Genomic DNA, 12,159 nt, shown 5'->3' on the forward strand with positions numbered 1-12,159 from the left:
ATAAGCATAAAGTTTTAGCGCCAACTGCCGAAACTTTATGCTTCTGTTGCCATGAGAACAAAAAAGCATGTTAAATCGCATAAAAGTTGTAACCAGCCTTCTACTTGTGCTGGGTTTATTTGGTATTTTGCAAATTACTTCCGGTGGATTGTTCTTCAATGCACTGAAAAACGACAAAGAAAACTTCACTGTACTGCAAACGATTCGCCAGCAGCAGTCCACGCTCAACGGTAGCTGGGTTGCATTGCTTCAAACCCGCAACACTCTAAACCGTGCCGGTATCCGTCATATGATGGATACCAACAATATCGGCAGCGGTTCGACAGTAAATGAGTTAATGCTTATTGCCAGCCAGTCGTTAAAGCAGGCCGAAAAAGAGTGGGCCGCGTATGAAGCCTTGCCACGCGACCCGCGTCAGAGCGAAGCATCAATCAACGAAATTAAGCGTAACTACGATATTTACCACGGTGCGCTTGCTGAGCTGATTCAATTGCTGGGAGCCGGTAAAATTAATGAGTTCTTTGACCAGCCGACACAGAAATACCAGGATGGTTTCGAGAAAGAGTACGTCAACTATCTACAACAAAACGATAGTCTGTATCAACAAGCAGTAGACGACAATAACCAGTCATACTCTCAGGCCATCTGGATCCTGGTTGTGATTCTGGCGCTGGTTGTCGCGGCGATTATTGTCGTTTGGCTGGGTATCAAGAAAACCCTTATCGAACCTTTGCACCGCTTGATTGATAACATTCGCCATATTGCGGACGGTGACCTGGTGCACTCCATCGATGTGGATGGGACCAATGAAATGGGCCAACTGGCGGCAAGCCTGCGACATATGCAGTCTGAGCTGGTGAGCACAGTGAACGAAGTTCGTAACGGCGCGCATGCGATTTATAGTGGTGCCAGCGAAATATCTATCGGTAACAACGACCTTTCTTCCCGTACCGAACAACAAGCCGCTTCGCTTGAAGAGACTGCTGCCAGCATGGAACAGTTAACTGCAACCGTGAAACAGAATGCGGAAAATGCCCGCCAGGCAAGCCAGCTGGCATTGAGCGCGTCAGAAACCGCGCAGAAGGGCGGTAAAGTGGTGGATAACGTGGTGCGCACCATGAACGACATTGCCGGTAGCTCGAAGAAAATTGCCGACATCACCAGCGTGATTGACGGTATCGCTTTCCAGACCAATATTCTGGCGCTGAACGCCGCAGTTGAAGCGGCACGTGCCGGTGAGCAAGGGCGAGGATTTGCGGTTGTTGCCGGTGAAGTGCGTAACCTGGCACAGCGTAGTGCACAGGCGGCGAAAGAGATAAAAGGGCTAATTGAAGATTCCGTTAATAAAGTGGATACCGGTTCAACTTTGGTTGAAAGTGCCGGTGAAACCATGGGCGAAATCGTCAATGCGGTAACGCGTGTGACGGATATTATGGGTGAAATTGCCTCGGCGTCTGATGAGCAAAGCCGTGGTATCGACCAGGTTGGGCTGGCGGTTTCTGAAATGGACCGTGTGACCCAGCAAAACGCCGCCCTGGTGGAGGAATCTGCCGCTGCTGCTTCAGCACTTGAAGATCAGGCAAGCCGTCTGACTCAGGCTGTTGCCGTGTTCCGTATTGGTCAGGAAGCCAAAAAGGAGCCTCGTCAGGTTGAGCCAAAACTGACTATCACCCCGGTGATGAATCGTAAAGCCACCGTCAGCGACTCAAACGAAAACTGGGAAACCTTCTGATTTTCTTGATGTAAATGTAATGGGTGGATGACGCTTGCGCTTATCCACCCTACGAATTTGAAATCGTAGGTCGGGTAAGCGTAGCGTTACCCGACTCTTTTTCACACTTCAGTTTCACAACTCCGCTTCATCCAGGCGCATCAACCTGTCCAGCCGCTGATGGTAACAACGCAACGTGGCGGCAATCGCCTCGGGTGGCATAAACGAATCACGATATACCGCTTCCACAATGCGGCTCTCTTTTTGAACATCATTCAATAACTTCACGATAAGTTTGTCGGTCAATCCTATCGCCAGTCCGAGTTCCCGAAAATCCATACCCAGATATTCACCATAGGCGGTTTTAAAACCTGGCGCTAACTCGCGGTCGCCTTCCTCGCAACTCAGTAATGGCAGCGCCATAAATCCTGAACTAAAAATGGTGGGATAGGGGGCAACGGAGACAAAGTCATAAATCGGGGATAGCGTTGGTTCGCCAACTCTTGGATGCATCAACCCGAAATTGCGTAGATGCATATCGTTATTACCCAGTAAATACGCATAGGTGATACGGCGGAACAAGTCGATTTTAAAGGCGAGGTTGCTGTTTACATGCTGGGTCAGAAACTCTGCCAATTGTTGATAGCTAACATACTGCTTACCGTCGCTGCCGGTTTTGCCGTACTTCTCGCCAATATTCATCGCCGCATCTAGCTGTTCCTGGTGAATAGCCGCGCCAGTTATCATATCCCGGTCAAAACGGCGGATAACAAAGGCCAACTCGCGTTCGGTATCATTTCCTTCAGGCGCAAAACTGACTAATCCATGTGGCGGTACGTCAAATCCGAGTCGCGCCATTAGCGTCATTGTCGCGTGTTCATTTTCTGCCAGATGTGGAAATTCAGCCGGAGAGGGTTTGAGTATGTATTCACCCTGATGCTCTACCACCGCAAATTCGCCATCGCGCACCACCATTTGCAGTTTTGGTTGATACCCGGAAATACTCATCCCGCGCTGGGCTTTTGGCAATTCGTGAATAAATTCACTGCGCGTAAAACTCAGCTGCGGGTTGACCTTACCTGAGCTGGTCAGATGCTTGAGGCCTTTGTTTGAATAGCCTGACTCCCGCTCTTTGGCCTGCACCAGTTGAGTCAAAAGAATGTGGCAGCGCATTGTTAATCCTCCTGAATGTTGACCAGCTGAACTGCGCCAATCAGGTTCTTGCCGTTATCAATCAGCATACCGAGTAGATCATGTTCATCGCGTTGTTGCAGTTGGCTGTAACGCCTTTTCAACCAACCTTCAGGTGCTAATGATGCAAAAAAGGGCGGTAGAGTTCGGCTATGAAAGTGGCCAATACGCACCGGTAGGCTTAAGGAGAGCGGCGGGCCGATATAGTCGGCATGGTAGCTAAACGCAAAACCATCATCATCCTGGCGCAATTCACCCACCGCTTCACCGTATAACCACACTTCTACACGGCGGCGCACAGTTTCACTCCTAATGCGTCAGCGACACTCAATACGGTACCAAATTTGACCTGATCGGGATCTTTAAACAGGCGTTTTAACGTTGATACCGACACGCCCGTTTGCAGCTCAAGGGTTGCCAGGTCGATGTCCAGTTCTTTGCGACGTTGGTTTAATTGTTGACCCAACTGTACAGATTTCGTAATGACCTGTTCGGTTAGCGCCAGGTCTGACTCTTGCGCTCTCAGTGCCACCGCTTTTTTAACGTCACTCAATAATTCACTCATGGTATGCAGCTTGGCGACGAGGTCTGCGTTGTTATAGTTCATATATGACCCTTAGATTCATTTTTTGACAATACATAGGTTTTTTATGAACCATTTTTAATCAAAAGGGTCATAAATGGTCTTTTTATTAAATTAATCATTAAAATGGGTCATTTATGGACTAATGTCAATTAAAAGGGTCATAAAAGATCTATTTATAATTAATAAATACTACAATAGGCCATATATGAAACTTTACGTCACAATGTATGGGCTTATCCAGTTTTTGGCTAACTAAATGTAAATTAATTGTTTCACTCACGTTGACGGAAACCTTATTAATTAAGACATGTTAAACAATACGAGTTGGTCGCATGTCTTATCGAATTAGCCTGCTGGATAAAAGTCCGGTCGCAAAGGATGGCACTCCTGGCGACGCTCTCAAGCACACATTACATCTGGCTCAACAGGCCGAAGCCTGGGGTTATCACCGTTTCTGGATTGCCGAGCACCATAACACTTCCCGCCTGGCAAGCCCGTCTCCTGAGTTGCTTATTGCCTGGATTGTTGGGCAAACCCGCCGCATTCGTGTCGGCTCAGGCGGGGTGATGTTGCAACATTACAGCCCTTATAAAGTGGCGGAGAACTTCAATTTATTAGCAAGTCTTGCTCCGGGGCGTGTGGATCTCGGTGTGGGTAAAGCGCCAGGTGGGTTACCGCTTTCCACACAAGCATTGCAACGTGCAGGGCAAGATAAAGAGTCGTTCGCGGAAAAACTCACTCAGCTTGATAACTGGCTCTCATTACCAGCAGCACAGGATGACGAGGAAACCTTACGCGCAACACCGGTTCCTGCACAAAGTGCCGAGCGTTTCTTGTTGGGCGCAAGCCTTGAGAGTGCACAGCTTGCCGCAAATCTTAACTGGAATTTCGTCTACGCCGCCCATCTGAATGGTGATAAAACCCTGATGCGCGATGTTCTTAACGCCTGGCGTAGTAAAAGCCAACGCGACACCCTGGTGGCGGTGCAGGTGATTGTGGCGGCTGATACAGATACCGCCGATGAACTGGCAAACCAGGTGGAAATCTGGAGCGTTGAGCTTGAAAACAGTCAACGCGTTAGTGTCGCCAGTGAAGCGCAGGCTCACGCATTTGCTCGCCAGGCAGGCAGCGCTATCAAAAAAATCGAACGGCGCGAACCCTCGCTGCTTAAAGGTACCGCAGAGCAAGTACATGCCGGACTTGAGGCATTGAGCCAACAGTTTGGCATCGACGAATTTATCATTGATACCCCGATTGCCGACCCGGTAGCACGTTTGCAGTCGCTGCGTTTGTTGGCTGACGTTCAGCCTGCAATATCGCACCTCGATTTTGCTGCACAACATGAAGCCTGGTAAGGGGTTGCCAATGACATTCGCCCCACAGACATTCAAACAACAGCTTATCGACTGGCGACGTGAACTCCACCAGAACCCTGAACTGTCCGGCCAGGAAGTGGCAACTACCGCTCGCATACGTCACTGGCTGGAGTCCGCAGGGCTGCGTCTGTTGCCGTACTCACTTGCAACTGGTGTGGTGGCTGAAGTAGGGCACGGCGATAAGGTGATTGCGCTGCGTGCGGATATTGACGCACTGCCGATTCAGGAAACCAGCGGTGTCTCTTTTAGTTCACAACACGATGGCGTGATGCATGCCTGCGGGCATGATGTTCATAGCAGCGTGATCCTCGGTGCAGCGCTGTTACTTAAGGAGCGTGAAGACCAATTGGCGGGTCGCGTGCGCTTGCTGTTTCAACCGGCGGAAGAAAATTTTACCGGCGCAAAGGCACTGATTAAGGCCGGGGCTCTGGAAAATGTCTCAGCTATTTTTGGGATGCATAACGAACCCGGTTTACCGGTCGGCACCTTTGCCACCAGAGGCGGCGCATTCTATGCCAATGTTGATCGCTTTGTTTTGCGGGTGAAAGGAAAAGGCGCTCATGCCGCCCGCCCACATGAGGGCCACGACCCCATTGTATTGGCAAGCCAGCTGGTTATCGCGCTGCAAACTATCGCCAGTCGCGATATCGATACGCTCGATTCCGTGGTCGTGAGTGTGACTCGCATACAAGGGGGGAATACCTGGAATGTGCTGCCTGAAAGCGTTGAGCTTGAAGGAACAGTGCGCACTCATCGTGGTGATATTCAAAAACAGGTCGAGAAACGCATCCGCGAAATTGCTTCCGGCTTAGCCAGTGCCTTTGGCGCACAGATTGACGTGGAGTGGTTTAACGGGCCAGTGACGTTAATCAACGATGAGAAATGGGCGGCGTTTTCTATGCAGGTTGCAGAAAGTGTGGGTTATAAGACACAAACCTCCGAACTGCATATGGGTGGCGAAGACTTCGCTGTTTATCTGCAAACCATTCCCGGGGCATTTGTCAGTATTGGTAGCGCCAGCCCTTATGGTTTACATCATTCGGCGTTTAATCCGGATGAGGCATTAATTGAAAGTGCGGCGCGATATTTCGCAACGCTTGCTGAAAAAGCACTACTGCAAAACTAACAATAGCTAATACGCAGGGGTCAACTCCCCAGGATGCGTGCGGCCAAAATAAAGAGGTACATATGTCAAATAATCGACAACTGCGTCTTGGAACAATCTTACATGGCGCATCAGGAAATATGTCGGCATGGCGGCACCCGGCAGCTATTGCTGATGCCAGCATTAGTTTTGAATTTGTGAAAGAGACTGCGTTAAAAGCAGAAGCGGGCAAACTGGATTTTTTATTTGTCGCAGACGGTTTATATATTAACGAAAAGTCGATACCTCACTTCCTGAATAGATTTGAGCCATTAACGGTGTTGTCAGCATTAGCCAGCGTCACTACGAATTTGGGGTTGGTTGGCACACTGTCTACCTCATATAGCGAACCCTTTACCGTCGCTCGCCAGTTTGCAAGCCTTGACCATTTGAGTAAAGGACGTGCGGGCTGGAACGTGGTGACATCGCCGCTGGAAGGTTCAGCGAAGAACTTTTCCCGTGAAAAACACCCTGAGCATGCGCTGCGTTATCGCATTGCCGATGAATTTCTGGATGTGGTGAAAGGACTGTGGGACTCCTGGGAAGAAAATGCATTTATTCGTGATAAAGCCAGTGGGCAATTCTTTGATCCTAATAAATTACATACGCTGGATCATCGCGGAGATTTCTTCCAGGTAGCAGGCCCGCTGAATATTTCCCGCACGCCGCAAGGTCGTCCGATTGTATTCCAGGCAGGTGCATCAGACGACGGTAAGAAATTAGCCGCCCACCATGCCGACGCTATTTTCACCCATCATGAAACCCTTGAAGAGGCGCAACATTTCTATCGTGACGTTAAAGGTCAACTGAAAAATCATGGCCGTAATGACGATGACTTAAAAATATTCCAGGGTGTCAGCGTGATCGTTGGGAAAGATGCTGATGATGTGGAGAACCAATATCAAACGACCGCCGCACTGGTCTCAATTAACGATGCCCTGAATTACCTCGGTCGCTACTTTGAGCATCACGATTTTAGCCAGTACCCGCTTGATGAACCCTTCCCGGATATCGGTGACCTGGGGCAGAACAGCTTCCGCAGTACCACAGATGAAATCAAACGTAATGCTCAGACACGCAATCTGACGCTGCGCCAGGTCGCGCTTGAAGCTGCATCACCGCGCCCGCGTTTTTCCGGGACCGCACAGCAAGTGGCTGATGGGTTGCAGCAGTGGTTTGAAAGCTATGGCGCCGACGGTTTTATTATTCAGGGCGGTACGCCTGATACCTTCCCACGCTTTGTCGATGAAGTTGTCCCGGTACTGCAAGCCCGTGGGTTGTTCCGCAAGGAGTATCCCGGCAGCACGCTGCGTGAAAGCCTGGGGCTCGCCAATCCGGTAAATCAATTTTCGTAGGCGCAAAATGGTGGATGGCGCTAAAGCTTATCCCCCCTACAACGGCGCTTTCGTAGGTCGGATAAGCAAAGCGCCATCCGACAAAACACCAAAATAAAAAAGAGAACCTGCTATGCAAAAAATATCGCTAATCCTTGCTATCGCTCTGGCACTTTCGTCGGCACAAACTCTGGCACAAGAAGTCACTATTAACGGTACTGGCGTGAGCCTCGAGGCCAATAAAACGCCGATTAATACGGCCGTGAATCCATCGGCTGTGGCACAGCTGCCAAAAGATCATCATTTTGCGGTGCCCGGTAAATTCACCGTAGCAGTTGCGGCACTCAACTCGCCACCCTTGACGGTGTTTGCTGAAGACAACAAAACGTTGCTCGGCAGCGAAGTCGATATTGCACGTCTGGTGGCTGACAGCTTAGGGCTTGAACTCAACGTCGTACCCACATCCTGGGAAGACTGGCCATTGGGTGTGGCATCGGGGAAATACGATGCGGCAATCAGCAATATTACCGTCACCAAAGATCGCAAACAGAAATTCGACTTCGCCACCTACCGTAAAGATTCACTGGGTTTCTATGTGAAATCTAACAGCCCAATCAAGAAGATTGAGAAAGCACAGGACATTGCAGGGCTGCGCATTATTGTCGGCTCAGGGACCAACCAGGAGTCTATTTTGCTGGCATGGAATGAAGAGAACCTGAAGAAAGGGCTTAAACCCTTCACACCGGTTTATACCAAAGACGATGCGGCACAAACGCTGGCATTGCAGTCCGGTCGCGCTGATGCGTTCTTTGGCCCCAATGTAACGGGTGCCTGGAAAGCCGCACTCACGCAGAAAACCCAGTTAGTTGGCGTGGTGGATGGCGGTTGGCCTAAAGCTGCACATATCGCCGTCACGTTGAAGAAAGGCAGTGGGCTCGTGGAACCGGTACAAACCGCGCTCAATGGTGTCATTAAAAATGGTGATTACCACAAAGTCCTGAATCGCTGGGGAGAAGGCGTAGAGCAAATCCCGGCATCTGAAGTTAACCCAGCCGGACTCGGCGATTAAGGAGCAGAACATGCGTGAACAATTTCGTGATGTTTCACCTGAGGCGCCAGAACTACAGCCGATTATTGCTGGGCTGTTTGGCGAATATGAAGCGCGCTATGGCGACTATTTTTCCCGTGATGCTGAAGTCGAACTAACTGAATGGTATCTGGCACCACAGGGGCTGTTTATTGTTCTGGAGCGTGACGGTGAAATTATCGCCACTGGCGCTTATAAGCCATTCGACGAGCAGACAGCCGAAGTGAAACGTATCTGGACGCATCCTGCACTACGCCAACAAGGGCTTGCTCAGCGTGTGATGCGTGAGCTGGAAAGTCGGGCGCAGATTGCCGGTTATCGCCATATCTATCTGACTACCGGTTTTCGCCAACCAGAAGCGGTGAAGCTTTATCTGAGTCTTGGCTATCAACCGCAGTTTGATATTCACCGTAACCGGGAAGAATACAGTGTGGCTCCGTTCGACGGCCGCCTGCGTTTTACCAAAGAGTTAGCTCGTCTGAGCAAAACGGCCTGAGGAGTACTTATGCATACCCCATCAACGATTAAAGTGGTGCCTGCGCGCTATCCGCTCAGAACACTCGGTGCGATTATCGCTCTGTTTGTACTGGCTGTGGTTATCCAGTCGGTTGCATTTAACCCCCGCTGGGAGTGGAGCGTATTTGCCCGCTGGTTCTTCGATCCGGTAATTCTTGAAGGACTGGCGCAAACTTTACTGCTGACGCTAATAGGGACTGTGCTGAGTGTAGTGATTGGCGGAATGCTGGCGCTGGCACGGCTTTCGTCTTCGTGGCTGCTAAATAGCCTTGCGTGGAGTTATATCTGGCTGTTTCGTTCACTGCCGCTGATTGTCGTGCTGATTATTCTCTATAACTTCTCCTATCTGTACGACACGCTCTCGATTGGCATTCCGTTTACCCAGATTCAGTGGGGAAGTTACCAAACGATAAACGTGCTGGGGCAGTTTTCTACCGCTGTGGTTGGGCTGACGTTAGTGCAAAGCGCCTATACAGCCGAGATCATTCGCGGTGGTTTCCTGGGCGTGGATCACGGGCAATATGAAGCGGCGGCAGCGTTAGGGCTACCCGCATGGCGTCGTACGCTGCGTATTATTCTGCCGCAGGCGCTGCGCACTATTTTGCCTTCAGGTTTTAATGAAATTATCAGTCTCGCTAAAGGCACGGCGATGGTTTATGTGTTGGCGATGCCTGAGCTGTTCTACACCATTCAGATGATCTACAACCGCACCCAGGAAGTGATCCCACTGCTGATGGTGGGGGCGGTCTGGTATCTGGTTATCACAAGCGCATTGTCGCTGATTCAACATCTGGTTGAACGCTGGCTGGCACGTAGTGAACGCCGCTCCGCGATTAATCAACAAACTCCAGCTCGTCATCCGTCACATCAGCCTGTGCTGCATACCCAGGAGGCCGCCCATGTACCACTCCCATAACCAGACTGGCCAAATTTCGATTACCGGCGTGAGTAAATATTTTGGCCGTCATAAAGCGCTGGATAACGTCTCACTGGAACTGGAGCCCGGTTCTGTGACGGTGATCCTTGGGCCTTCAGGCTCCGGTAAATCCACCTTGTTGCGCGCGATTAATCATCTTGAACGTGTAGATGAGGGGTTCATCCAGATAGATGGTGAATACATTGGCTATCGTCAGGCCGGCGACAAGCTGTATGAACTGAAAGAAAAAGAGATCCTGCGTCAGCGCATCAACGTTGGCTATGTATTTCAAAACTTCAATTTGTTCCCGCATCTCACGGTACTGGAAAACCTGATCGAAGCACCGATTGCCCATAAACAGCTGAGCCGAAAAGCGGCTATTGAACAAGCCTATCAATTACTTGATGTGGTGGGGCTGCGTAATAAAGCGGATGCCTGGTCGCGCCATCTTTCCGGCGGTCAGCAGCAACGTATCGCCATAGCCCGTGCGCTGGCATTGCGCCCACGCGTGATGCTGTTTGATGAACCTACGTCCGCACTCGATCCGGAGCTGGTGGGCGAAGTGCTGGATGTGATTAAAAAACTGGCCCGATCTGGTACAACGCTTGTGGTCGTCACCCATGAGATAGGATTTGCCCGTGAAGTGGCGGATAACGTGGTGTTTATGGTCGACGGGAAAATCGTTGAGCAAGGCAGCAGCGACGAAGTGCTTAACCATCCACAACATTCGCGAACGCGTCAGTTTTTATCAAAAGTTCTCTAAGGAGCAGTTATGAAATTTGTCCCACTGGCGCTGCTGATAGTTAGCTCGGCGAGCTTTGCACAGGGAAGTCTTGATCTTAAAGCTAATGAAGTGCCGATACACACGGCTAAAGACCCGGTGGCTATCGGTAAAATTCCACAAGGCTATAAATTTGTTGAGCCGGGCACCCTGACGGTGGCGATTTCAGCGCTAAATTCGCCACCGCTTGCAATGCTTGCAAGTGATAACCGCACAAGGATCGGTAGCGATCCTGATATTGCACGTTTACTGGCCGATAGCTTAGGGCTAAAACTCAAATTGGTGCCTACCGCCTGGGAAGACTGGCCTCTTGGCATTACATCCGGTCGCTACGATGTGGCTTTAGTGAATATTGCGGTAACCGAGCAGCGTAAAACTAAGTTTGATTTTGCGACCTATCGCGTAGATTCGCTGGCATTTTCGGTGAAATCAGACAGCCCGATTCAAAAAATTGAAGGGCCAGCAGATGTTAGCGGGTTACGGATTATTTTAGGTTCCGGTACGAATCAGGAAAAAATTCTGTTGGGCTGGAATGACCAAAATGAACAAGCAGGGCGCAAACCGGCTCAGCCGATTTACCTGACGGATGACGCTTCCGGCAACCTCTATATTCAGGCCGGAAGAGCTGATGCGACCTTCGGCCCGCAGAGTGTTGCGGCCTATAAAGCGGCTCTGACTGAGAAAACGCGTGTTGTAGGGCTTGGGCCTAAGAAAGCCTATGTTGCGACCACTACCAAAAAAGGGAACGGGCTGGTTTATGCATTACAGGCAGCCCTCGATGGTGCAGCGAAACGTGGCGAATACCAGCAAGTTCTCGACAGATGGGGTGAAAAGGGTGAAGAAGTGGCTTCGTCTGAAGTGAATCCCCCGGGGATCACTTACCCGTAATTAAAATCTGACTGATAAATGCCTGGATATCTTCTAAGGCCTGATTGCGGGCAAGTGGCGCGCTATCGATAATCAGTTGATCCGAATACCCGTTAAGCAATGCACCAAGCTGACGGGTTGTTCGCCAGACATCGGTCTGGCGGAAAACACCGCTTTCAATGCCCGACTCAATAATACTCGCCAGCAAAGCATCCCACTTTTCGGTCAACGTTAACGCCAGATCGGCATAAACCTTGTTATGCACGGCCAGGCGCCACAACGATCCATACAGCTCCCACACCGCGTCAGCGCGGTCCGGTAAATAGTCTTCAACGAAAATATTCAAACCTTGCTCCGGCGGCAAGGCACGCGTTTTTTGGCTAAAAGCGTCCAGTTCTGCGTACATAAAGCGCGAAAATGCTGCAATACATAACGTCTGCCAGTCCGGGAAATAGTGGTAAATATGGCTACGGGCTATCCCAACCTGTTCTGTTAATTCGCGAGTGGTGACCTTTTCCACTCCTTTTTCAGTAAACAGGGCGATCGCTGCATCAAGAATATTCTCTTTCAGAACAGACGCTTTCTCTTTCATAACGGCACCTTCGTTGACTTTGAGCAAGTGCTCAAATAGACTTCCTTCACTCTTGAGC

11 protein-coding genes and 1 pseudogene are annotated in these 12,159 nt (G+C 50.2%); 8 read left to right on the forward strand and 4 right to left on the reverse strand.

Annotated elements, in window-relative coordinates:
- Positions 1–67 precede the first annotated feature (67 nt).
- Positions 68–1,732, forward strand: coding sequence for a methyl-accepting chemotaxis protein (gene tsr, locus IX31_RS02255; RefSeq protein WP_034455541.1), 1,665 nt, complete (start codon positions 68–70; stop codon positions 1,730–1,732).
- Between the two features lie 114 nt (positions 1,733–1,846).
- Here the strand turns inward: tsr and IX31_RS02260 are convergent, their stop codons facing one another.
- The 3 genes from IX31_RS02260 to IX31_RS02270 are packed head-to-tail and all read right to left on the reverse strand — an operon-like array spanning position 1,847 to position 3,509.
- Positions 1,847–2,884 carry a type II toxin-antitoxin system HipA family toxin gene (locus tag IX31_RS02260; RefSeq protein WP_034455543.1) on the reverse strand — a complete coding sequence of 346 codons (1,038 nt, stop codon included), beginning with the start codon at positions 2,882–2,884 and terminating at the stop codon, positions 1,847–1,849.
- Positions 2,885–2,886: 2 nt separating this feature from the next.
- Positions 2,887–3,201, reverse strand: coding sequence for a HipA N-terminal domain-containing protein (locus IX31_RS02265; RefSeq protein WP_034455544.1), 315 nt, complete (start codon positions 3,199–3,201; stop codon positions 2,887–2,889).
- Positions 3,186–3,509: a helix-turn-helix domain-containing protein gene (locus tag IX31_RS02270; RefSeq protein ID WP_034455545.1), complete on the reverse strand. Its 324-nt coding sequence runs from the start codon at positions 3,507–3,509 to the stop codon at positions 3,186–3,188. The genes IX31_RS02265 and IX31_RS02270 overlap by 16 nt, the downstream gene beginning before the upstream one ends.
- A gap of 311 nt (positions 3,510–3,820) precedes the next feature.
- On the opposite strand from IX31_RS02270, the gene IX31_RS02275 reads away from it, so the two are divergent.
- From IX31_RS02275 to IX31_RS02310, 7 genes and pseudogenes are all read left to right on the forward strand, one after another.
- Positions 3,821–4,843, forward strand: a complete 1,023-nt coding sequence (locus IX31_RS02275) for an LLM class flavin-dependent oxidoreductase (RefSeq protein ID WP_051880477.1) — start codon at positions 3,821–3,823, stop codon at positions 4,841–4,843.
- Positions 4,844–4,853: 10 nt separating this feature from the next.
- Positions 4,854–5,990, forward strand: a complete 1,137-nt coding sequence (locus tag IX31_RS02280; protein ID WP_034455546.1) for an amidohydrolase — start codon at positions 4,854–4,856, stop codon at positions 5,988–5,990.
- 62 nt (positions 5,991–6,052) lie between these two features.
- Positions 6,053–8,411 (forward strand): annotated as a pseudogene (locus IX31_RS23550) (NtaA/DmoA family FMN-dependent monooxygenase).
- Between the two features lie 10 nt (positions 8,412–8,421).
- Complete coding sequence (locus IX31_RS02295) at positions 8,422–8,925, forward strand: GNAT family N-acetyltransferase (RefSeq protein ID WP_034455550.1); 504 nt, start codon at positions 8,422–8,424, stop codon at positions 8,923–8,925.
- A gap of 9 nt (positions 8,926–8,934) precedes the next feature.
- Positions 8,935–9,861, forward strand: coding sequence for an amino acid ABC transporter permease (locus IX31_RS02300; RefSeq protein ID WP_034455551.1), 927 nt, complete (start codon positions 8,935–8,937; stop codon positions 9,859–9,861).
- A complete protein-coding gene (locus tag IX31_RS02305; protein ID WP_034455552.1) occupies positions 9,845–10,624 on the forward strand; it encodes an amino acid ABC transporter ATP-binding protein in 780 nt (259 codons plus the stop codon). The genes IX31_RS02300 and IX31_RS02305 overlap by 17 nt, the downstream gene beginning before the upstream one ends.
- Positions 10,625–10,633: 9 nt before the next feature.
- Positions 10,634–11,530 carry a transporter substrate-binding domain-containing protein gene (locus tag IX31_RS02310; RefSeq protein WP_034455553.1) on the forward strand — a complete coding sequence of 299 codons (897 nt, stop codon included), beginning with the start codon at positions 10,634–10,636 and terminating at the stop codon, positions 11,528–11,530.
- On the opposite strand, the gene IX31_RS02315 is transcribed toward IX31_RS02310, so the two are convergent.
- On the reverse strand, positions 11,517–12,101 hold the full coding sequence (locus IX31_RS02315; RefSeq protein WP_034455554.1) for a TetR/AcrR family transcriptional regulator: 585 nt from the start codon (positions 12,099–12,101) through the stop codon (positions 11,517–11,519). The genes IX31_RS02310 and IX31_RS02315 overlap by 14 nt on opposite strands.
- Positions 12,102–12,159: the final 58 nt, after the last annotated feature.

This window comes from Buttiauxella noackiae, assembly GCF_000737905.1.
In the GTDB taxonomy this organism is placed as follows: Bacteria; Pseudomonadota; Gammaproteobacteria; order Enterobacterales; family Enterobacteriaceae; genus Buttiauxella; species Buttiauxella noackiae.